This is a genomic window from Mesorhizobium sp. M0152, from assembly GCF_040322415.1.
Classification (GTDB): domain Bacteria; phylum Pseudomonadota; class Alphaproteobacteria; order Rhizobiales; family Rhizobiaceae; genus Mesorhizobium.
Window position 1 is genome coordinate 110,263 of the sequence record NZ_JAMYTH010000017.1, and the last position, 21,222, is coordinate 131,484.

Annotated in this window: 27 protein-coding genes; 17 read left to right on the top strand and 10 right to left on the bottom strand. The window is 63.4% G+C overall.

Features of this window, described 5'->3' with window-relative positions; translation table 11 throughout:
* The first annotated feature begins 71 nt into the window (after positions 1-71).
* The 7 genes from NKJ26_RS18470 (at position 72) to NKJ26_RS18500 (ending at position 5,121) form a co-directional block, all read left to right on the top strand.
* On the top strand, positions 72-536 hold the full coding sequence (locus NKJ26_RS18470) for a hypothetical protein (protein WP_352696431.1): 465 nt from the start codon (positions 72-74) through the stop codon (positions 534-536).
* 20 nt (positions 537-556) lie between these two features.
* Positions 557-949 carry a hypothetical protein gene (locus tag NKJ26_RS18475; RefSeq protein ID WP_352602266.1) on the top strand — a complete coding sequence of 131 codons (393 nt, stop codon included), beginning with the start codon at positions 557-559 and terminating at the stop codon, positions 947-949.
* On the top strand, positions 916-1,431 hold the full coding sequence (locus NKJ26_RS18480; protein ID WP_352696432.1) for a hypothetical protein: 516 nt from the start codon (positions 916-918) through the stop codon (positions 1,429-1,431). Before NKJ26_RS18475 ends, NKJ26_RS18480 begins: the two co-directional genes overlap by 34 nt.
* Positions 1,406-1,888 (top strand): hypothetical protein, encoded by a 483-nt coding sequence (locus NKJ26_RS18485; protein WP_352696433.1) that lies wholly within the window; start codon positions 1,406-1,408, stop codon positions 1,886-1,888. The genes NKJ26_RS18480 and NKJ26_RS18485 overlap by 26 nt, the downstream gene beginning before the upstream one ends.
* Before the next feature lie 150 nt (positions 1,889-2,038).
* Positions 2,039-2,944: a ribokinase gene (locus NKJ26_RS18490; protein ID WP_352696434.1), complete on the top strand. Its 906-nt coding sequence runs from the start codon at positions 2,039-2,041 to the stop codon at positions 2,942-2,944.
* A gap of 1 nt (position 2,945) precedes the next feature.
* Positions 2,946-4,394 carry an amidase gene (locus tag NKJ26_RS18495; RefSeq protein WP_352696435.1) on the top strand — a complete coding sequence of 483 codons (1,449 nt, stop codon included), beginning with the start codon at positions 2,946-2,948 and terminating at the stop codon, positions 4,392-4,394.
* A 112-nt stretch (positions 4,395-4,506) separates the two neighbouring features.
* Positions 4,507-5,121 carry a LysE family translocator gene (locus NKJ26_RS18500; RefSeq protein ID WP_352602276.1) on the top strand — a complete coding sequence of 205 codons (615 nt, stop codon included), beginning with the start codon at positions 4,507-4,509 and terminating at the stop codon, positions 5,119-5,121.
* Positions 5,122-5,166: 45 nt separating this feature from the next.
* On the opposite strand, the gene NKJ26_RS18505 is transcribed toward NKJ26_RS18500, so the two are convergent.
* Positions 5,167-6,108, bottom strand: a complete 942-nt coding sequence (locus tag NKJ26_RS18505; protein WP_352696436.1) for a nucleoside hydrolase — start codon at positions 6,106-6,108, stop codon at positions 5,167-5,169.
* A 302-nt stretch (positions 6,109-6,410) separates the two neighbouring features.
* Here NKJ26_RS18505 and NKJ26_RS18510 point away from each other — a divergent pair, with 302 nt between their 5' ends.
* On the top strand, positions 6,411-6,836 hold the full coding sequence (locus NKJ26_RS18510; RefSeq protein ID WP_352696437.1) for an Hsp20 family protein: 426 nt from the start codon (positions 6,411-6,413) through the stop codon (positions 6,834-6,836).
* Positions 6,837-6,899: 63 nt separating this feature from the next.
* Positions 6,900-7,157 carry a BQ00720 family protein gene (locus NKJ26_RS18515; protein WP_027024039.1) on the top strand — a complete coding sequence of 86 codons (258 nt, stop codon included), beginning with the start codon at positions 6,900-6,902 and terminating at the stop codon, positions 7,155-7,157.
* Positions 7,158-7,219: 62 nt separating this feature from the next.
* Here NKJ26_RS18515 and ptsN read toward each other — a convergent pair whose 3' ends face one another.
* The 6 genes from ptsN to lptC all read right to left on the bottom strand — a co-directional run bounded on the left by ptsN (position 7,220) and on the right by lptC (position 12,559).
* Positions 7,220-7,684 (bottom strand): PTS IIA-like nitrogen regulatory protein PtsN, encoded by a 465-nt coding sequence (gene ptsN, locus NKJ26_RS18520; protein WP_027024038.1) that lies wholly within the window; start codon positions 7,682-7,684, stop codon positions 7,220-7,222.
* 82 nt (positions 7,685-7,766) lie between these two features.
* Complete coding sequence (gene hpf / locus NKJ26_RS18525; protein ID WP_027024037.1) at positions 7,767-8,351, bottom strand: ribosome hibernation-promoting factor, HPF/YfiA family; 585 nt, start codon at positions 8,349-8,351, stop codon at positions 7,767-7,769.
* 264 nt (positions 8,352-8,615) lie between these two features.
* A complete protein-coding gene (gene rpoN / locus NKJ26_RS18530) occupies positions 8,616-10,139 on the bottom strand; it encodes an RNA polymerase factor sigma-54 (protein WP_352696438.1) in 1,524 nt (507 codons plus the stop codon).
* A gap of 311 nt (positions 10,140-10,450) precedes the next feature.
* Complete coding sequence (lptB, locus tag NKJ26_RS18535) at positions 10,451-11,269, bottom strand: LPS export ABC transporter ATP-binding protein (RefSeq protein ID WP_352696439.1); 819 nt, start codon at positions 11,267-11,269, stop codon at positions 10,451-10,453.
* Positions 11,269-11,859: an LptA/OstA family protein gene (locus NKJ26_RS18540; RefSeq protein WP_352602287.1), complete on the bottom strand. Its 591-nt coding sequence runs from the start codon at positions 11,857-11,859 to the stop codon at positions 11,269-11,271. The genes lptB and NKJ26_RS18540 overlap by 1 nt, the downstream gene beginning before the upstream one ends.
* Entirely contained in the window at positions 11,846-12,559 is a 714-nt protein-coding gene (gene lptC / locus NKJ26_RS18545) for an LPS export ABC transporter periplasmic protein LptC (RefSeq protein ID WP_352602289.1), read from the bottom strand. Before lptC ends, NKJ26_RS18540 begins: the two co-directional genes overlap by 14 nt.
* A 415-nt stretch (positions 12,560-12,974) precedes the next feature.
* Between lptC and sppA the strand changes: the two genes are divergently transcribed.
* From sppA to lhpI, 4 genes are all read left to right on the top strand, one after another.
* Positions 12,975-13,931 carry a signal peptide peptidase SppA gene (gene sppA / locus NKJ26_RS18550; protein WP_352696440.1) on the top strand — a complete coding sequence of 319 codons (957 nt, stop codon included), beginning with the start codon at positions 12,975-12,977 and terminating at the stop codon, positions 13,929-13,931.
* Between the two features lie 81 nt (positions 13,932-14,012).
* Positions 14,013-14,297: an integration host factor subunit beta gene (locus NKJ26_RS18555; protein ID WP_023797441.1), complete on the top strand. Its 285-nt coding sequence runs from the start codon at positions 14,013-14,015 to the stop codon at positions 14,295-14,297.
* Positions 14,298-14,352: 55 nt separating this feature from the next.
* Positions 14,353-14,685: a DUF1049 domain-containing protein gene (locus NKJ26_RS18560; RefSeq protein ID WP_352696441.1), complete on the top strand. Its 333-nt coding sequence runs from the start codon at positions 14,353-14,355 to the stop codon at positions 14,683-14,685.
* A gap of 37 nt (positions 14,686-14,722) precedes the next feature.
* Positions 14,723-15,688, top strand: a complete 966-nt coding sequence (gene lhpI, locus NKJ26_RS18565; protein WP_352696442.1) for a bifunctional Delta(1)-pyrroline-2-carboxylate/Delta(1)-piperideine-2-carboxylate reductase — start codon at positions 14,723-14,725, stop codon at positions 15,686-15,688.
* Here lhpI and NKJ26_RS18570 read toward each other — a convergent pair.
* The 3 genes from NKJ26_RS18570 to NKJ26_RS18580 all read right to left on the bottom strand — a co-directional run bounded on the left by NKJ26_RS18570 (position 15,685) and on the right by NKJ26_RS18580 (position 17,278).
* Positions 15,685-16,122, bottom strand: a complete 438-nt coding sequence (locus tag NKJ26_RS18570) for an EVE domain-containing protein (protein WP_352696443.1) — start codon at positions 16,120-16,122, stop codon at positions 15,685-15,687. The genes lhpI and NKJ26_RS18570 overlap by 4 nt on opposite strands.
* Positions 16,119-16,514, bottom strand: a complete 396-nt coding sequence (locus NKJ26_RS18575) for a VOC family protein (RefSeq protein WP_352696444.1) — start codon at positions 16,512-16,514, stop codon at positions 16,119-16,121. Before NKJ26_RS18575 ends, NKJ26_RS18570 begins: the two co-directional genes overlap by 4 nt.
* 74 nt (positions 16,515-16,588) lie before the next feature.
* Positions 16,589-17,278, bottom strand: coding sequence for a helix-turn-helix transcriptional regulator (locus NKJ26_RS18580; protein WP_352696445.1), 690 nt, complete (start codon positions 17,276-17,278; stop codon positions 16,589-16,591).
* A gap of 137 nt (positions 17,279-17,415) precedes the next feature.
* Between NKJ26_RS18580 and NKJ26_RS18585 the strand changes: the two genes are divergently transcribed.
* The 4 genes from NKJ26_RS18585 to acuI are packed head-to-tail and all read left to right on the top strand — an operon-like array spanning position 17,416 to position 20,907.
* Entirely contained in the window at positions 17,416-18,507 is a 1,092-nt protein-coding gene (locus NKJ26_RS18585) for an RsmD family RNA methyltransferase (RefSeq protein ID WP_352696446.1), read from the top strand.
* The gene (locus NKJ26_RS18590; RefSeq protein ID WP_352602304.1) at positions 18,508-19,365 is read left to right on the top strand and encodes a TrmH family RNA methyltransferase; all 858 of its coding nucleotides are present in this window, start codon (positions 18,508-18,510) and stop codon (positions 19,363-19,365) included.
* 13 nt (positions 19,366-19,378) lie between these two features.
* On the top strand, positions 19,379-19,861 hold the full coding sequence (lspA, locus tag NKJ26_RS18595) for a signal peptidase II (RefSeq protein WP_352696447.1): 483 nt from the start codon (positions 19,379-19,381) through the stop codon (positions 19,859-19,861).
* A gap of 56 nt (positions 19,862-19,917) precedes the next feature.
* Positions 19,918-20,907, top strand: a complete 990-nt coding sequence (gene acuI / locus NKJ26_RS18600; RefSeq protein ID WP_352696448.1) for an acrylyl-CoA reductase (NADPH) — start codon at positions 19,918-19,920, stop codon at positions 20,905-20,907.
* The last annotated feature ends 315 nt before the right edge of the window (positions 20,908-21,222 follow it).

Here is a 21,222-nt window from a genome sequence, read left to right on the forward strand (position 1 = left end):
CAAAATTAACTCTGATAAAGCGACTATGACTCATATTAAATCGGGTGATCCGGCTTAATAGGAGGGTCTCCATGAGGTTGTTTCGAGTCGCCTTCGGCGCAGCCGTGCTGGTCGCCTGTGTTGACCAGACCGCTCTGGCCACAAATGTCATTTTCAATGGCACGGTCACCGCAACCTGCACGCTGGTTGTCGCCACCAACGGCACGATGACCGTCAGCACCGACCTTCAGTCGCTAAGCTCACATAACAGCGGCGGCGCGGCGGGCACGGTCACGCTCACCACCACCGGAGGCGTAGCGCTCAGCGTCGATCCGGTCACCCTCACCACGGCACCGGCCGCCGACGTCACGGCCACCACCTGGACGCCGACCTATTCGGCTGCCGGCGCCCACACCATCGCGGAAACCGGCTCTGCCACCAGTCTGTCCGCTCCCGGCGCCGACCTCGTCTCGGTCCACCTCGCCGGCACCAAGGGCGGCAGCAACCGCTTCGCCTCCGGAAACTATCAGGCAACAGTAACGCTGCGCTGCGAATAGCCATCGGGAAGGAGGCTCCGTTGAAACTCGCTGGAACCCTGGCCACGGCACTGGCCGTTGGCTTGATACCTGTTGCCGCCGCCGCCCAGTCGATGTCGCCGATGCGCGGTGAGGTTAACAGTTTCACCGACGCCTTCGCGGTCCGCGTATTCCCCGCCAATCCCTACGATCAGAAGATCAGGATCGAAATCCACGTCTACGATCAGGATTTTCAGCCGGTGGACGCCAGGATCTCTCCAAGTGTCTTCCAACTGGCCTCCCAGGCTTCCCGTCCTGTCCTTGTGGTCGTGCCCTTCGGCGGCGCTGCCGAGCGTAAAGTGCGTATCTGTACCGAAAGCATCCCCTTTCCCAACCAGCAGACGCAGATAAAGGCACAGATATGCGGAAAGTTCTTTGGGCACCGCAAATCCTGACATTTGCGCTGGTGGCCATGTCGGCTGTCTCCCCGGTTCTGGCCGAGGATGTCTACAACCTCAATCAGAATGAGAGCGGCTTCAACCTGCCCGGCGTGACCTTGCCTCAGGGCCAGGACGAGGTCCATGCTTCCGACGGCACCACCTGCCGTTCCGCGGTATCGGGCACCGGTGCCTATCTCGACCTCGGCGTCATCAGAGGCAACAACCAGTCGAACAACGACGTCGCCACCTACGGTCGCGTGGTGATCCCGATCGGACGTACGCCGAAGCGCGTCGATTGCAGCCGCCTCTACGAGCTTGAGGTCGAGCGCCTGCAACTGGAGCTGAAACTCCTCAAAATGGGCCTCGGCGCCGACGGCCAGACGGCAAGCGTGGCCGCCAGCGCTGCCGCCCCCGCGGCGGCATCACCCGGATGGGCCAACGAAGGCTGGGGCATCAGGACGGGAAATAGCGATGGCAAGAAAAAGAAGAAGAAATAGCCGCGCGCCGCTTGCGATGGCAGCGCTTGCCGGCTTCTGCCTTCCGGTGCAAGCAGCGATCACCGGCACCTGCACCATCACGGTCGGGGCATCGGGAACGATGACGGTTAATCCAGCCATCGGCATATTGGGCTCCAAGCAGGCGGGCGGGTCGAGTGCCAGCGCGACCGTTGTGGCAACCTCAACGCTGTGCTCCTTGTTCAACTTGCTGGACTGCTATTCGGTCTCGGCGCCGGCGCCCGCCGCATTCTCGTCCGCGCCGAGCGGCGGCGGCACCAACGTGACCTTCGCCTCGGTCTTCCGCCTCGACGGCTCGGGGGTCGACATCAACGGAAGCGTGCCGCAAAGGGTGGCCAACGGCACCCACGCCATGCAGGTCGATCTCACCGCCACAAAGTCGAGCGGTATTTTTCCAGCCGGCAGCTATCAGGGCGTCGTTACCGTGCGCTGCGAATAGGTTCACGGCCGCAAACTACGCTGGACCATCTGCCTGGTCTGGCAAGCAGCGGGCTTACAGGTTAGCTTCCCGCCCGATTGGAACGACCCGCCTTCGCCCGAACGCAGGGATGCTCCAGTACCATGAACTTGCGCTGGCAGGAGGCATTCCTTGATCATCGTCGTCGGCTCGATCAATCTCGACCTTATCGCCAATGTCGACCGCCTGCCGAGCCCGGGCGAGACGGTGAGCGGCTCCGGTTTCGTCACCGCGCCCGGCGGCAAGGGGGCCAACCAGGCGCTGGCCGCCGCACGCGCCGGCGCCGCGGTGCGCATGGTCGGTGCCGTCGGCAAGGACAGCTTCGCCACCGAGGCGCTGGCGTTGCTGCGCAGCGGCAAGGTCGATCTATCCGGCGTTGCCGAGACTTTTGCCTCGACTGGGACGGCGCTGATCATGGTGAGCGACGACGGCGAGAACATCATTGCCGTGGTGCCGGGCGCCAACGCTTCCGTCCTGCCCGGCGATCTTTCCAAGGCCTTTCTGAAGAAGGGCGATGTCGTTCTCTTGCAGAACGAGATCCCGCTGCCAACCGTCGATGCCGCGCTCGACCAGGCACGGGCGGCCGGCGCCGTCACGGTGCTCAACACCGCGCCTTTCCAGGCTGAAGCAGCGGCTTTCCTCGCCAAGGCCGACTATGCCGTCGCCAACGAGACCGAGTTCGACCTCTATGGCGAGGCGCTGGCGCTGGGCGGCCGTGACCGTGCGGCACGGATGCGCGACTTTGCCGGCAAAACCGGCCGCACCGTTGTCGTCACGCTTGGCGGCGATGGCGTAATGGCGGCAACGCCGACCGATTTCCTGACCATTCCGGCAACGAAGATCACTCCGGTCGACACGGTCGGCGCCGGCGACACGTTCTGCGGCTACTTCGCTGCCGGCCTGTCGTCGGGCCTCGCGCTTGAGCAGGCACTCGTGCGCGCCGGCGCGGCCGGCTCGCTGGCCTGCCTCAAGCCCGGCGCCCAGCCGGCGATCCCGCTGGCTGCGGATGTCGACAAGGCGTTGCAGGAAACCCGTTGAGATGATGCGGCCGCCGACGAAGCATGCCGTGCCGCCGGCTGGCGAGATCTGCCGCCTGTCCGCCGTCGAGCTTGCAGGCGCGATCCGCCGAAGGAAGCTTTCCGTGCGCGAGGTAGTGACGGCGTTCCTCGACCGGATCGAGGCGGTCAACCCGCTGGTCAATGCAATCGTCTCGTTGCGCGACCGTGGCGACATCCTGCGCCAGGCCGATGCTGCCGACGCGCGGCAAGCGGAGGCCGGAACCGGAGCGCTTTTCGGCCTGCCGATCGCCATCAAGGACCTCGCCATGACGAAGGGCCTCCGGACCTCCTTCGGCTCGCCGATCTTCGCCGACTTCGTGCCGCAGGAAGACGATTTCTTCGTCGAGCGCATCCGCGATGCCGGCGCCATCATCATCGGCAAGACCAACGTCCCCGAATTCGGCCTTGGCTCCAACACCTACAACAATGTGTTCGGACCGACGCTGAACGCTTTCGATCCGGCCCTGACCGCCGGCGGCTCGAGCGGCGGCGCGGCGGTGGCGCTGGCGCTCGACATGGTGCCGGTCGCCGATGGCAGCGACTTCGGCGGCTCGCTGCGCAATCCCGCCGCCTGGAACAATGTCTACGGCTTCCGCCCGTCGCAAGGGCTTGTTCCCGGCGGGCCGGACCTTGAGGTCTTCCATGCGCAGATGGGCGTCGAAGGACCGATGGGCCGCAACATCGGCGATATGGCGCTGCTGCTCGATGTGCAGGCGGGCTCTCATCCGCACGCGCCATTGTCTTACGAGAAACCGGGTTCTTTCTTCAACGGGCTCGGGGCCGCGGCGACTGGCGGCCGCGTTGCCTGGCTCGGCGATCTCGGTGGTCATCTGCCGGTCGAAGCCGGCATCCTTGAGCTATGCGAGGCTGCGCTCGGCCGGTTCGCCGGCGCATCCTTCCTGATGGAATCCATGCTGCCGGATTTCGACTTCGAAGCATTGTGGCAGGCCTTCGTGACATTGCGCCAGGCCAGCAGCGGCTGCGCGCTCAAGACCCATTATGACGATCCCATGAAGCGCAACCTGCTGAAGCCGGAAGCCGTCTGGGAAGTGGAGAACGCGATGCGGCTCACGGCGCCGCAGATCCGCGCGGCCTCGGTCGTCCGCACATCCTGGCATCGCACGCTGCTGTCGATCTTCGACCGCTTCGATCTCATCGCGCTGCCGACCGCGCAGGTCTTCCCTTTCGAAGTCGGCACGCACTGGCCGCGCGAGGTCGCCGGACGAGCCATGGACAGCTATCACCGCTGGATGCAGGTTTCCGCCTTCGCCACCTTGGGCGGCTGCCCGGCGGTCAACGTACCGGTCGGCTTCGACGGCAGAGGCCGGCCGATGGGCATGCAGTTGATCGGCCGGCCGCGCGGCGACCTCGCCGTGCTGAAGGCGGCGGCGGTCTATGAGGCGACGTTGCCCTGGCAGGCCGGCGCCTGAACCGGAATCACAGGCGTATGGCAGCGCTTCGCATGCCGGCTTGCACCGGCAGCGCCGCCATGCATTGATTGTCCTCCGTTACGCCGCGTTGCGGCATACCAAGGGAAAAATCGTGTCGCTGGAGCTCTACGCCGCCTATGTCCTGGCCTGCATCGTCATCATCCTGGTGCCCGGGCCGACAGTCACGCTGATCATTGCCAACAGCATTCGCCACGGCACCCGCGCCGGTCTCGCCAATGTCGCCGGCACGCAGGCCGGGCTGGCCGTGATGCTCGCCATCGTCGGCATCGGCCTGAACACGCTGATTTCGGGCATGGGCCACTGGTTCGAATGGATACGGCTGATCGGCGCCGCCTATTTGATTTGGATGGGCGTGCAGATGTTCCGTTCCAAGGGCAAGCTGAACGCGGACGGGACCTCGAGGAAACCGCGCGGCGGCTTCTTCCTGCAAGGCCTGCTGGTGGCGCTGAGCAATCCCAAGACGCTGGTCTTCTTCGGCGCCTTCTTTCCGCAATTCATTGCACCGCACGGCAATTACTCGCTGCAGATCGTCGTCATGGGCCTGACGGCGATGATCTTCGCGGCCATCTCGGATTCGACCTACGCGCTCGCCGCCGGCCGCGCCGGGCGCCTGCTTTCGGCCAGCCGCATCAAGCTCATGTCCAGGATCAGCGGCAGCTTCCTGGTCGGCGGCGGCCTGTGGCTGGCGTTTTCGCGAACGAAGTGAGGAACGCTTTACCTTCTCCCATGTGGGAGAAGGTAAAGAAGGCGCTTACAACCGCCCCAGTCTCTCAAGCAGCAGGGCAAAGAAGCCGTCATGGTCGATGTCGCGCATCACCATGGCGTTCGTCGGCCGCTTGGTCACGCCCCACCAGTCGATGATGGTCATGCCCATGGTCAGCTCCGAAGCGGTTTCCACGCTGACATTGCATTTGCGGCCCTTGAACAGCTCCGGCTTCAGCAGATAGGCGATGACGCAGGGGTCGTGCAGCGGTCCGCCGTCGGTACCGTATTTCTCCTCGTCGAAGCGTTCGAAGAACTCCAGCATCTCGGCCGTCGCAATACCGACCTTGGTGCCGAGCTTGCGGAAGGCCTGCGTACGCTTGGCGGTGGTCAGCGCCTTGTGGGTGACGTCGAGCGGCATCATCACGATCGGAATGCCGGACTTCAGCACCACGTCGGCGGCATGCGGGTCGACATAGATGTTGAATTCGGCCGTCGGCGTGACATTGCCGCCCTCGAAGAAGCCGCCGCCCATAAGCACGATTTCCTTGATGCGCCCTGCGATGCGCGGCTCGCGGATCAGCGCCAGCGCGATGTTGGTGAGCGGCCCGAGCGGGCACAGTGTGATGGTGCCGCTCTCTTCCTTCATCAGCGTCTCGACGATGAAATCGACGGCATACTGCTCTTGCAGCTTCATCGTCGGTTCGGGCAATTGCGGCCCGTTGAGCCCCGTCTCACCGTGCACTTCCTCGGCGGTCACCAGTTCGCGCATCAAGGGTCGGATGGCGCCGGCATAGACCTTGATGTCGGGCCTGCCGGCCAGCTCGCATATCTTGCGGGCATTCTTCTCGGTGAGCTTCAGCGGCACGTTGCCGGCAACGGCTGTTATGCCGACGATCTCCAGCTCGGCGCTGCCGAGCGCCAGCAGAATGGCGACGGCATCGTCCTGACCGGGGTCGGTGTCGATGATGATCTTGCGTGGTTGAGGCATTTCAATTCCTTGTTTGGCCGGCCATGAACTAACGCGGCCGATCGCACACCCGAAGGGCGTCGAACCGGCTGCGAGCTGTCGAACCGCTGGATCGGGAACGGTTCCCGACTTTGGCGCTTTTCCTTGCATCCGCGTACCATTTCAAGCGCCATGTCGATCATTCCTGTGAGTCCACGCCACGACTTTCGGGCGGCTCTTGCGATGGCTTGAACTTGAGCGCGGGGCAGACCATATCAAGGGCAACGGGAAAAATGCCATCAGGGTTTTTCCACATAATGTCGCTCTTGAGAGGACAGTGTAATATGAGCCGAATGACGCCTTTTTCCAGCCCGCTTCTTCTTGGTTTCGACGCCATGGAGAAGACATTGGAACGTTTGGCGAAATCCGGTGACAGCTACCCTCCCTATAACATCGAGCGCCTCAGCGGCGCCGACGGCCAGGCCGAAAGGCTGCGCATCACGCTCGCCGTCGCCGGTTTCGCCGAAAGCGATCTCGATGTCACGACGGAGGAAAACCAGCTGGTCGTGCGCGGTCGTCAGACCGACGAAACCGAGCGCGAATTTCTTCATCGCGGCATCGCCGCGCGCCAGTTCCAGCGCTGTTTCGTGCTGGCCGACGGCATGCGGGTGATCGCGGCGAAACTGAAGAACGGCCTTTTGTCGATCGATCTCGATCGGCCGGAGTCCGAACGGCTGGTACGGAAAATAAACATATCGGTGAAAGACTGATCTTTACCGATGGCTCTCATGCGAGATGGCCTTGAGCGGCGTCTCGCGCCAAGGAGGCTTGAAATGACCAGAACTGACGAAAATATCACCATGACCAGCGGCGAATTCGCCCATCTCGGCGAAGGCTCCGTCGCTTACCTGCGCAAGGTCTCGAGCGATGAACTGCTCGGCCGCTTCCCGGGCATTGGTGAAATTGCCCCCGGCCTGGAGCTGTGGGCCCTGTTTGCCGCCAACGGCCAACCGATCCTGCTCTCGGACGCGCGTGACCGCGCGCTGGCCGGCGCCATGGAAAACGACCTGACCACCGTCGCTATCCACTAAGAGCGACGGTTGCTGGAACCAAAAGGGCCGTTCGCGGCGGCCCCGGCAACATCATCGAAATTTCAAGCCGCGTGGGAGGCCTGCGTGTCCGACAACAGCGCGTGGATCGCAACCGCGTCGCGCGTGCCTCTGATCTTGGCCACCGTGTCCGCGTCGCGCAGCACCCGCGCGATGCGCGACAGGGCCTTGAGATGATCGGCGCCGGCACCTTCGGGCGCCAGCAGCAAAAACACCAAATCGACGGGCTGATCGTCAAGGGCCTCGAAATCGACCGGAGTTTCCAGCCGGGCGAAAACGCCGGCTATACGCTTCACGCCGGCCAGCTTGCCATGTGGAATGGCGATGCCGTTGCCGACGCCGGTCGAGCCCAGCCGCTCACGCTGCAGGATGGTGTCGAACACCTCCCTCTCCGGGATGCCCGAAATTGCCGCCGCCCTCTCGGACAGCAATTGCAGGAGCTGCTTTTTGGAGTTCGCCTTCAACGCCGGCAAAATCGCCGGAACGTTGATAAGATCGCTCAGACCCATGCTTGAAAATCCCTTGTTCGCCTGCCGTCACCAGTCCCCACCCCTCGTGCGGCCGGCTTTTATCCCAGTGCGACCCTAGTCGTCACGCCTGTGCGACCTTGGTCGTGGACGGGTCGATCCAGCCGATGTTCCCGTCGGGCCGGCGATAGACGATGTTGAGATGATCGTTTCCGGCATTGCGGAAGACGAAGACCGGGCTGTCCTTGGTATCGAGCTCGATGACCGCCGACGCCACCGACATGGTGCGCAGCGTCATGGTCGATTCGGCGACGATGGCCGGTGCGAAATTCTCCGGCATCTCTTCGTCGTCGTCGGCAAGCGGCGCCATCACCGTATAGGCGATATCGGTTGGCTCGCCATTGGCGGCGCCCGAATTGTGCGATTTGAGACGCCGCTTGTAGCGCCTCAGACGCGTCTCGAGGCGGTCGGCCGCGGCCTCGAAAGCCAGCGTCGGGTCCTGCGCATCGCCCGTAGCCTGCAGCGAAGCGCCGGAATCCAGCCGGATCATGCAATCGGCCGAATAACGCGAACCTGATTTGATGACGGTTACGTGTCCCGCGAAACCGCGATCGAAATATTTGCCGATCACCTCGCCGACACGGTCGTTGATGCGCGTACGAAACGCATCGCCGATATCCATGTGTTTTCCCGATATGCGCAGATTCATCTGAAAACTGACCTTCCTTGCTCAGGCTTCAAACTGGCCGGAGTTTATACTCGTGGTCCGTGCGCACAAGCTTTGCGGCGTCACTCGCGCCGATTTAAATCCGAACTTTCCGGTTGATCACAAAGCCGCCTTCTTGACCGTCCCGGTCATTGTCGTGACGGACCATCCGCTAGCGGGCATCGAGCCCGTCTCATGCGGGCGGGCTTCTAGCCACTTCACCGCAGCTTGTCAATGAAGCTAGAAAGCTGTGGAAAATCGGTCAGCCTAACGCCCGGCGCTGGCGAGCGCCCGTTTCTCGCGCCGGCGCTGCACCGACGACGGAATGTTCATGCCTTCCCGGTATTTGGCGACCGTGCGCCGGGCGATATCGACACCACTCTCGTGCAGCATGTCGACGATCGCGTCGTCGGACAGCACATCGACCGGTTTTTCTTCGTCGATCAGCTGCTTTATGCGGTCGCGCACTGCTTCCGAGGAATGCGCATCGCCACCGCCCGAAGCCGCGATCGACGCGGTGAAGAAATAGCGCAGCTCGAACACGCCGCGCGGCGTCAGCATGTATTTGTTCGCGGTGACCCGGCTGACGGTCGATTCGTGCATGCCGATGGCATCCGCCACCGTGCGCAGGTTGAGCGGCTTCAGGTGGCGCACGCCATGGACGAGGAACGCATCCTGCTGGCGAACGATCTCCGAAGCCACCTTAAGGATCGTCTTTGCCCGCTGGTCGAGGCTGCGCGTCAGCCAGTTGGCGTTTTGCAGGCACTCGGCAAGAAAATCCTTTTCCGCCTGGTTCTTCGCGTGCGGCGAGACCTGAGCGAAATAGATATGGTCGACCAGCACGCGCGGCAGCGTGTCGGCATTGAGCTCGACGGTCCAGCTGCCGTCATTGGCCGCGCGCACCTCGACGTCGGCGACGATCGCGTCGCTGGCGCCGCCGGAAAATGCCATGCCCGGCCGCGGATCGAGTGCACGGATCTCGGCCAGCATGTCGAGCAGATCCTCTTCGTCGACGCCGCAGATCCGTTTCAACGCGTGGAAATCGCGGCGCGCCAGGAGTTCGAGATTGGCGACCAAGGCCTTCATGGCTGGGTCGAGCCGATCACGCACGGCAAGCTGCAGCGAAAGACATTCGGCAAGATCGCGCGCGAACAGGCCGGCCGGCTCGAAGGTCTGACACGCCGCCAGCACTTTGCCCACGGCAGCGGCCTCGGTGCCCAGACGCATGGCGATCTCGGCGAGATCGGCGCGCACATATCCCGTCTCATCGAGACCATCGGCGAGTTCTTCGGCGATCAGCCGAGCCGCGGGATCGGTGAAACCGAGCGCGATCTGCTCGCCGACATGGTCGCGCAGCGTGATCGCGCTCGCCGCCATGTCGCCTGCGTCAAGTCCCTCGGACGAGGTGCCGCCATTTCCGGAAGCCGATTTCCATTGCGCCGTCAGATCGGGTCCGAGCCGCTCGTTGGTACCGGGATCGTCGGGAAACAGGTTCTCCAGCGACGTGTCGAGTTTCTCCGAGATCGCCTCGGCGCTCCATCCCGCCTCGCTCTCGAACCAGTCGCCGTCGGCCACCGCCTGCGGCTCGGCCTCGATCTTCAGCGCCTGGTCGCTCACGGCGTCGTCCTGCGGCTCCGCGCGCTCCAGCAGTGGATTGCGCTCGATCTCCTCGTCGATGAAGTGCTCGAGTTCGACATGGGTGAACTGAAGCAGCCGAATCGACTGCATCAGCTGCGGCGTCATCACCAGCGACTGCGATTGTCGGAGCTGTAGTTTCGCCGCCAACGCCATGGTTTGGTTTCAAACGCCTTCTATACGCACCGGACTTACGGAAATGAATTTTCGCGGCCGGCCATACAAACTGGCCCGGCTTTTGCTTGTCAAGGCAAAGGCTAGCAAAACCCGCTTACCGGAGCGTTATTCCGGAGCAAAATCGCGAAAAAATAGTCCGACATGCGCGAAAAATCGTGTCAGGAAACAAATTTCACGCTCAGAGCGATTCCAGGAAAAAATTCCAGGAAAAAGCGTGGAACGGTTTTCCCGGGAAAAACGGGTAGCGCTTTCCCTTGCGGGTCGGCGTTTCCATGAGACGGAGGACCGCTCTACAGCGTAAATCCCTCGCCGAGATAAAGCCGCCGCACGTCTGGGTTTGCGACCACTTCGTCGGCCCGGCCATGGGTGAGCACCTGGCCAGCGTGGATGATATAGGCGCGGTCGATCAGGCCGAGCGTCTCGCGCACATTGTGGTCGGTGATGAGCACGCCGATACCGCGCGCCGTGAGATGGCGCACCAATTGCTGGATATCGGCTACGGCGATCGGATCGATGCCGGCAAAAGGCTCGTCGAGCAGCATATAGGCCGGACGCGTCGCCAGCGCGCGCGCAATCTCCAGGCGCCGCCGCTCGCCGCCGGACAGCGACATGGACGGGGCTTTGCGCAGATGGCTGATGTGAAACTCATCGAGCAGTTCATCGAGGCTGCGCTCGCGCTCCTTGCGGCTCTTTTCGACCACTTCGAGAACGGCGCGGATGTTCTGCTCGACGCTCAGGCCGCGGAAGATCGAGGCCTCCTGCGGCAGATAACCGATACCGAGCCGCGCACGGCGGTACATCGGCATCGAGGTGACGTCGAAACCATCGATCTCGATCGTGCCCTCATCCACCGGCACCAAGCCGGTAACCATGTAGAAACAGGTCGTCTTGCCGGCACCATTGGGGCCGAGCAGACCCACGGCTTCGCCGGCGCGCACCCCAAGGGTGACGCCGCTGACGACCGTGCGACCCTTGTAGCTCTTGGTCAGGCCCTTGGCGATCAAGGTCCCCTTGAATTTCGACTTGTCGACCGAAACCGTGGCCGGAGACGAAACCTTGCTGGCGGCCCGCCCCGGAAGACGCGCCGTCAGCGACGACAGGCTGGCCATCAGGGGTTCGCCGCTCCCGATTTCGGCGGCGGTGTGATCGACATCTGGACACGTTGCCCAGCACACGGATCAACCTGGGCCAACCCGGTTTTCATCTGCACGACGAGCTTGCAGCCGACCAGGACGTTGTCGTTTTGCGAAAGAACCACCTTTTTGCCCGAAAGCACCAGCACCTGGCTCTTCATATCGAAGCTGCCCTGATCGCCCGTCGCGATCTGCGCATCCGACTTGATGTAGACCTTGTCCGATATCTCCAGATGATCGATGTTGGCCGAGCCGGTCATCGCCGCGCCGGCGGCTTCCGTACCCTTGGCCGCGGCGTTGGGATCCTTGACGTAATAGACCAGCATCTTGCCGGCCTTCATCAATGTCGGCCCCTGGACGACGCTGACATTGCCGGTGAAAATGGCCACACTGTCGGCCTGGCGTACTTCCAGCTTGTCGCTTTCGATCTGGATCGGCTTGTCACCGGCCAGTTTGAGGCCCGACACCTGACTGGTGGCACCGGACTGCGCCATTGACGGCACCAGTCCCAGCAGCAGCAACGCCGAAGTCGCAGCCGTGAGCCGCGCCGAACTACCGAGCCCCATTGGTTTCTCCGCTGTTTCCCTCTGCCGTCTTCAAGGCGGCGGAATCGATATTGACGCGCACTTTGTTCTCGAACACCAGAATCTTGCCATTGTCCTGGACCGACAGGGAATTCGCCGTGATCCGAGACCCGCCACGGCTGACATCGACGGGATCTCCCGTCTTCATAGTGCCTTTGCCCATGTCGAGGAAGACCGATTTGAACTTGGCCTGCATGCCGTCGGTCGTGGTGATCGTGATGTCGGTGGTCAGGTTCATGGTGTTGCCGTCGCGATCGTATGTGCCGTGCGTGGCCTTGACCGCCGCGACATTATCCGCTGCGATCGGCACCTTGGCGTCGATGCCTTCGAGTTCGATGATGCCTTGCGTGCTGACATCCTGTATCGCTCGCAGGGCCGTCATCGAATAGGGCTGCTTCTGCTTGGTGAAACCGTTGAGCTTGGGATTGGCCATCACCAGCTTTCCGTTGGAAAAGGCGGTGCCTTCGGCCTGGACCGAGACGGAGACGGGTGCGGCGAGATAGGAATAAATGGGGAAAGCGACGGCGATCAGAGCGGCAAGCAGCGGCACGGCGAACTTGAGCACGCGCACGCGGCGCGAATGACGCTGGGCGCGATCAAACGCGTCGCCCCGTGCCCGGCCATCCACCGGAGGAGCCAACTCCGCCTCGGGGTTGGTCGGTTCACTCGTTCGCGCTAGCATAACTGCTTTCTTTAAAAGTCCCTGCCCGCCAGGAAGCCCCGCCTATAGGTGGTATGCCGGCGTCCCCAGGCAAGCACAAGCCGACGAAAACCGCAAAAATGTGACAGCTGCCGTTGTACAAACGAAAATCAGGTCAGCACAACAACCAGTGCTTCATAGCAGAAACGGACGTCTTGCGTCGATTTTTCATCGTCGCCGTTCCTTCCCTTACCTTGCGTTCATTGGGCAGGCCAGTCACGAAACCGACAGTATGGCGACCGTCGGCGCGCGCCTGGCAGCGGGCGGCCGACCGGCCATCCGGAGAGGTCCGCCGGATCCGCGCGCGGATTGCCGCGCCATGGGAAAGACGGAACTGCTTCCAGACAAGGACATCATGGTCTAAAAGCGTCTCTTCCCACCGACCGTGAGGCTGACCATGGCACTGAGAGCCGACGACCTGATCGACCGCCGCCGCTTGCGGCGCAAACTGACCTTCTGGCGTGTTGCGGCCATGGGCGTGGTGGCACTCGGCGTCATTGCGCTGTCCGCCTGGTTCTATCGCGATGATTTCGGCGGTTCGGCCGTCGACCACATCGCCAAGGTCAGGATCGAAGGTACGATCACCGAGGACGAGGAACTGATCGAACGGCTGGAGACGATCCGCAAGTCGTCGCGGGTGAAGGGCGTGATCCTGTCGATCGATTCACCTGGCGGCACCACCGTCGGCGGTGAATCGATTTATGAGGAGGTGCGCAAGGTGGCTGCCGACAAGCCCGTGGTGGCGGAGGTAGGCACGCTCGCCGCTTCGGCGGGCTACATGATCGCAAGCGCGGCCGACCACATCGTTGCTCGCAAGACATCGATCGTCGGCTCGATCGGCGTTCTGATCCAGTATCCCGACGTCAGCGGCCTTATGGACAAGCTGGGCGTCAAGCTGGAGGAAGTGAAATCCTCACCCCTGAAAGCCTCGCCCTCTCCCTTCAAACCGACCAACGATGACGAGCGCGCCATGGTCCGCAAGCTTATCCTCGACAGCTACGATTGGTTCGTCGGCATCGTCGCCGAACGCCGCAAAATGACTCGCGAGCAAGCGCTGGCACTCGCCGACGGTTCGATCTTCACCGGCCGCCAGGGTGTTACCAACGGGCTGATCGACTCCGTCGGCGGCGAGACCGAGGCGGTCGACTGGCTGGCGACCAAAGGTGTCGATGCCAAACTCAAGGTGGTCGAATGGAAGGATACGGAACGGCGCGGCGGTTTCCTGTTCTCCAAGGCGATGGCTCGAACGATCGGCAGCGCGCTCGGCTTGCCGGACCTTGCCGGCGATGTCATCCACGAACTCGGCGCCGACCGCTTGTTTCTTGACGGTCTCGTTTCCGTCTGGCACCCTTGAGACGCCGTTAGGGGCAAGGCAAAAAACAAAATAAAATCATCGTCCTAATTTGACCGCAGAGCTTTCACGGGGACCTCTCTCATGATCAAGTCCGAACTTGTGCAGATTATTGCCACGCGCAATCCGCATCTTTTCCTGCGCGACGTCGAAAACATCGTCGGCGCGATCTTCGACGAGATCACCGACGCCCTTGCCGAAGGCAACCGGGTCGAACTGCGCGGTTTTGGCGCTTTTTCGGTGAAAAACCGCCCGGCCCGCACCGGCCGCAATCCGCGCACCGGCGAATCCGTCGAGGTCGAGGAGAAATGGGTGCCGTTCTTCAAGACCGGCAAGGAATTGCGTGAAAGGCTGAACAGCGGCAAGTAGGCGCGTCAGCGCCTGACGGCCTTGTCCGACAAGACCGCTTGCGACGGAAAACATCATGCTCAATCGCTTCATGCTCATCCTGGTCTTCGTGCCGCTCGCCATCATCCTGATCGCGCTTGCCGTCGCCAACCGCGAACTCGTTGCCTTCACGCTGGACCCGTTCAATCCCGGCAATCCGAAGCTGACCTTGACCCTGCCGCTGTTCATCTTCCTGTTCCTGGCTCTCGCCATCGGCATGGTCGTCGGCAGCCTGACGACCTGGGTTAAGCAGGGCCGCTACCGCAAGTTGGCGCGCCAGCGTGGCGTCGAGGCGGAAAACCTGCGCCAGGCGGTCAGCCGCGCGCCGGCCGCACCGCAGGCGCCGGTGCTGCCGAAGCCGAACAGTTGAACCGCCGGCCGGCGTCTTTCCCTCCACGGAGCTTTTCATGCTGACCATTTCGGCCGCCGAGGTCGACCATGCGCTGACCTTTCCCGGACTGGTCGAGACGTTGCGCACGGCATTTCGCGAGGGCGCGGTACAGCCGGTCAGGCATCATCACGCGGTCGAACGGCCGGACGGCGCGGCGTCCACCCTGCTGCTGATGCCGGCCTGGACCGATTTTCATGCGGCCGGCACCTCGGCCGGTGGCCACATCGGCGTCAAGATCGTCACCGTCTCGCCCGAGAATAACGCCATCGGTAAGCCGGCTGTCATGGGGCTCTATCTCTTGCTCGACGGCGCCACCGGCGAACCGGAGGCCTTGATCGACGGCCAGCGGCTGACGCAGTGGCGCACGGCCTGCGCGTCGGCGCTGGCAGCTTCCTATCTCGCTCGCGACGATGCCTCGCGGCTACTCGTGGTCGGCGCCGGCGCGCTGTCGCCTTTCCTCGCCAAGGCACATTCGGCCATCCGGCCGATCAAGACCATCCGCATCTGGAACCGTACGCCGGCCAATGCCGAGAAGGTCGCGGCCGAGCTGCGCGCGGAGGGTTTCGCGGCGAGCGCCGCAACCGATCTCGATGCCGAGCTTGCCGATGCCGACATCGTCTCCTCCGCAACGATCACCAACACGCCGCTGATCAAGGGGGCGCTGCTGCGGCCCGGAACCCATGTCGACCTGGTCGGCGCCTTTACCCCGGCGATGCGCGAAAGCGACGATGATGCGATCGCGCTCGCCCGCGTCTATGTCGACACCCGCGCCGGCGCCACCAAGGAAGCTGGCGACATCGTCCAGCCATTGGCATCCGGCGTGCTGAAGCCGGAAGCCATTGTCGCCGACCTGCACGAACTGGCGCGCGGCCAGAAGAAGGGCCGCGAGAGCACCAGTGAGATCACGCTGTTCAAGTCGGTCGGCGCCGCTCTCGAGGACCTTGCCGCCGGCATTGCCGTCTACAAGGCGCTCAAGGCCTAGTTCACCGCCGCAGCCATTTTGACGCCCATCGCCTCTGCAATCAGAGCGAAATCAGCCGCGCTTACCGAAAACAGGCCAAAGCGAAGCTGATAGCCCCAGTTCGTCTTGCCGGCGGTGAATTCCAGCCTGTCGAGCAGCGGCTTGATCGGCGTTTCCTCAGCCGCCGCCCAGTCGACATCGCGGCGGAACGGCGTGAAACCGGCGCCCATGTCGCCTTGATAGAACTCGCCTTCCCGCACGGTGCCGATTGCCGTGAACGACTGCAAACCGTCTTTCTCGCCAAGAACAGCGGTTGGCGAATAATAGACGATCCCATCGCCCGCCTTGACCCGACGCAGCGGTGCTGCCTTGCCGTGGTTGACCTGCATGAAGCCGCCCTGGCGGCCGCGCCGGACATGTTGTGCCGACGCCACCGCGATCCAAAACGCGCTCATTTCTGTTCCCCATCGGCCTGTTCCGCGTCGGACAGCCAATAGACGCGCAGCCGATGGTCGTCTGGATCAAGCGCAACGAATGTACGGCCGAAATCCATGTCGGTCGGCGTCTGCAGGACTTTCAACCCGCGCCCCGACCAGTCGGCATGGGCGGCATCGACCGCATCAGGCGTATGCAGCTGAAAGACGAGTTCCGCGCCGCCGCCCGCCCCAGCCGCCGCCGGCTCGACCGTATGGCGCGACCAAAGGCCGAGCTTGAAGCCGGCATCGAGCACGAACAGCACGAAGGTCGGCGAGCTTTCGACCGGCTCGCGGCCGAGCAGCGCGCTGTAGAAGGCGCCGCTCCGCTCGGGCTGGTCAACGTAGAGGATAACGAAATTCGGGCTGGTCATGTCTGTTCTCCAAGGCTCGGCGTTTCGATCCTCCAGACATAGAACAGCCCACTGTCAAATTCTGGCAGTAGCCGTCACGTATCGCGCGGTTTGTCGAACGTTGCCCGCCAATCCTTGAGCAACGCCTGGCGACGGCGAGGATACCGGGTGTCGGACGCCTTCAACTCCGCGATGCGATCGGCGCGAAAATGCCGGAAATCCTGCCGCACCTCGCACCACGCCACCACCACCCGCACTTTATCGAAGAAACCCAGCGCGAACGGCCAGACCACACGCTCGGAGGCGGCGCCGCCGGCGTCGCGGTAGAGAAAGCCGAGCTTGCGTTCACTGCGGATCGCCTGCCGCACCAGGCCGAGATCGATACCCTCGACGGCCTGGGGCGACGGCCCGACCAGCAGCGTCGAGGCGTCGAGATCTTCGCGCAAATCGTCCGGCAGCACGGCCGCGATCTTGGCCAGCGCGTTGGCGGCAGCGGCGGAGAGACGCCGATCCGGCTGCTTGGCGACCCAGCGCGAGCCGAGCACGATGGCTTCGATCTCTTCGTCGCTGAACATCAGCGGCGGCAGCATGAAGCCGGGTTTGAGCACATAGCCGAGCCCCGCCTCGCCTTCAATCGGCGCGCCCTGGCCCTGCAGCGTCGCGATGTCGCGGTAGAGCGTGCGGATCGAAATCCCGAGTTCATCGGCCAGCGCCTGCCCACTCACCGGCCGGCGGTGCCGGCGCAGGGACTGGATCAGGTCGAGTAGGCGTTCTGAGCGGGACATGGAGTAGATTTGCCTGTTTCTTTGACATCGGTCCATCGCCGACCGACATAAGCCGGAGAGGCCGGCGCGGCGGACTTTGGTTGCGAAGCTGGTTGCCCTATGCCAAAAGCGGCCACGCCGCTCGGAGATGCTCCCGCTTGAAGTCTTTTCGCGACAAACGCCGCGACAACCGCCCGCATCCATCCGCGAAGGGTGTGCCGGATCAGTCGCGTCCGCGTGTCGGCCACGCTTCCGCGAGACCGGAAGCGCAGCCGCGCGAGCGCCATGAAGCCAGAACCGACGATCGCACCGAGCCGAAATCCACGCCGCGCATCCTTGCCCGCCGCGACGGCGCCCTGCCCGCCGAGCAGCTTCCGCTGATACTCGAGGTGGCGCCGAACGCCGACTATGCCTTGCTCGACAGCGGCGCCGGCCAGAAGCTCGAACAATACGGCCCCTATCGGATCGTACGGCCCGAGGGCCAGGCGATCTGGCAAAAGGCGCTGCCCGCAAAAGATTGGGAGCGCGCCGACGCCATCTTCACCGGCGACACCGACGAGGAAGGCATCGGCCGTTGGCGTTTCCCCAAAACACCGCTCGGCGAAACCTGGCCGATGAAGCATGACGGCATCGACTATCTCGGCCGTTTCACCTCGTTTCGCCATGTCGGCGTCTTCCCCGAGCAGGCCTCGCACTGGGACCATATGGCCGGGCTGATCGCGGCGGCGAAGCGTCCCGTCAAAGTGCTGAACTTGTTCGGCTATACCGGCCTTGCCTCATTGGTGGCGGCCCGCGCCGGTGCCGAGGTCACCCATGTCGATGCCTCGAAGAAGGCGATCGGCTGGGCCCGCGAAAACCAGGAAATGGCCGGACTTGGCAACAAGCCGATCCGCTGGATCGTCGACGACGCGGTGAAATTCGCCGAGCGCGAGGAGCGCCGCGGCAGCCGCTACGACATCGTGCTTTTCGATCCGCCGGCCTATGGCCGCGGCCCAAAGGGCGAGGTCTGGCAATTGTTTGAGGATCTGCCTGCCCTGACCGATCTCTGCCGCTCGATCCTGACCCCGAAACCGCTGGCCGTGGTGCTGACCGCCTACTCGATCCGCGCCTCCTTCTTCGCCATCCACGCCCTGATGCGCGACACCTTCGCCGGCATGGGCGGCAAGATCGAATCGGGTGAGTTGATCATCCGTGAAAAATCCGCCGGCCGGGCACTCTCCACATCCCTGTTTTCGCGCTGGGTGGCCTGAATGAACGAGCGGCACGCCGGCGCACCTGGTCAGGTGAAGGAAGTCACCAGCCTCGCCAATCCGCTGGTCAAGGATATCAAGGCACTCGCCTTGAAGAAATTCCGCGACCAGCAGAATGCCTTCATGGCCGAGGGGCTGAAGCTGGTCATCGACGCGCTCGATCTCGGCTGGCAGATCAGGACACTGGTTTTCGCCAAGGCCGGGCGCGGCAACCCGGCGGTGGAGAAGGTCGCGGCGCGCACGGTTGCCGCCGGCGGCACTGTGCTCGAAGTCTCGGAAAAGGTGCTTGTCGCCATCACCCGCCGCGACAATCCGCAAATGGTGGTCGGCGTCTTTTCCCAGAAATTCCTGGCCCTGAAGGACATCAGCGCCGACGATGGCGATGTCTGGGTGGCGCTAGACCGGGTGCGCGATCCCGGTAATCTCGGCACCGTGATCCGCACTGTCGATGCCGTTGGCGCCAAGGGCGTTATCCTGGTCGGCGATACCACCGATCCGTTTTCCGTGGAGACGGTGCGCGCCACCATGGGTTCGATCTTCGCCGTCCCGGTGGCCAAGGCGACGACCGAGGCTTTTCTTGCCTGGAGGGGTGGATTTTCAGGCCTCGTCGCCGGCACGCATCTGAAAGGCGCGGTCGACTATCGCTCGATCGATTTCTCCCGCGGGCCCGTGCTGCTGATAATGGGCAACGAACAGCAGGGGCTGCCCGAAAGCCTGGCGGCAAGTTGCGACAGACTGCTCAGGATTCCGCAGGCGGGCCGCGCCGATTCGCTCAATCTCGCCGTCGCCACCGGCGTCATGCTGTTCGAGATCCGGCGCGGCGCGCTGAAGCTCGAACCAATTGCCGACCAGCAGTGAAGGTTACCCAGCCGTGAGATCATGGTCCCCATACGTGCTGCTCGTCGCCGCCGCCATAGCGCTCGACCAGTGGGTAAAACACTTGGTCGAGACCGGCCTGGCCTTTCAGGAAAAGCTCGATCTTCTTCCTTTCCTGGCGTTGTTCCGCACCTACAACACCGGCATCGCCTTCTCGATGTTCCCGTCCATCGGCGACACCGGCCTGATAGTCATCGCCGTGTTGGTCGTCGCCTTCGTGCTCTATCTCGCCACGCGCACGCCGTCAGGCCATGTTGTCGCCCGCCTCGGTTTCGCGCTGATCATCGGTGGCGCGCTGGGCAATCTGATCGACCGCGCCGTCTACGGCCATGTCATCGATTACATCCTGTTCCACACGCCGGTCTGGTCCTTCGCTATCTTCAACCTTGCCGACGCCTTCATTTCCGTCGGTGCGGCACTGGTCGTCCTGGACGAACTCATCGGCTGGCGCCGTGAGCCCAAGCCCTCAAGCGATTGACCCGGCGCGACCATCGCCGCACAGTCCTGTAGCTTGGCAAGATCGAGGAGAAAAACATGCCCGAAACCTTCAAAGCCATCCTCGTTTCGCGCGACCCCGAGAAAAAGCAGTCGGTGACCCTGACGGACTTCACCGAAGCCGACCTGATGGAAGGCGACGTCACCGTCGCCGTCGAGGCGACGACGGTGAACTACAAGGACGGCCTCGCAATCACCGGCAAGGCGCCGGTGATCAGGCGTTGGCCGCTGGTGCCAGGCATCGACTTTGCCGGCACCGTCATCTCCTCCTCCCATCCCGACTGGCGCAAGGGAGACAAGGTGATCTTGAACGGCTGGGGCGTCGGCGAAACGCATTTCGGCGCCTATGCCGGGCGCGCTCGCGTCAACGGCGACTGGCTGGTGCCGCTCCCCGACGGCATCAGCGCGCATGACGCGATGGCGGTCGGCACCGCCGGCTATACCGCCATGCTCTGCGTCATGGCGCTGGAACGGCACGGCATCCTGCCCGATCGCGGCCCGGTAGTGGTGACGGGGGCGGCAGGCGGCGTCGGTTCGGTCGCGATCTCGATCCTGTCCAGCCTCGGCTACCATGTCGTTGCCTCGACCGGGCGCAATGCCGAAAGCCCCTATCTGATCAATCTCGGCGCCGCCGAGGTCATATCGCGCGAAGAGCTCAATCAGCCGGCCAAGCCGCTCGCCAAGGAACGCTGGGCCGGCGGCATCGATTCGGTCGGAAGCCATACGCTGGCCAATGTGCTGTCGATGACATCCTATGGCGGCGCGGTCGCAGCCTGCGGCTTGGCCGGCGGCATGGACCTGCCGTCGAGCGTGGCTCCCTTCATCCTGCGTGGCGTCTCGCTGCTTGGCATCGATTCCGTGATGGCGCCGAAGCCCGTGCGCCTCGAGGCCTGGCGGCGCATCGGCGCCGACCTCGATCTGCACAAGCTCGCCAGCCTGTCCACGACGATCGGCTTCGATGGCATCATCGATGCCGCGCGCGATATCGTCGACGGCAAGATCCGCGGACGCGTCGTCGTCGACATGTGAGCCGGCTCGCTGGTCGCGGGTAGTGGACGGAATTGCCACACCCGCCGGCCAAACCGGGGCCGTTGAGGCAAAAAGGCCCGATCCGCTAAAATTCGAACGATCCGCCGCAATTTTCCATAATCTCTGTCTGGCATGGAATTTCGCATGATCGCGGAATCCGGCAAACAACAGGCGGACACTGGCGAAGACGCCGACGCGGCACCCACGCCCGCCCCCGCCGGTTTAGACCCCCCCCCCCCGGGGGGCGGCGCCCCAAATAACGGGCGGCCAAGGGGTGGCTTTAATACCATAAAATAGAAACTCCTGGGCGGGGGG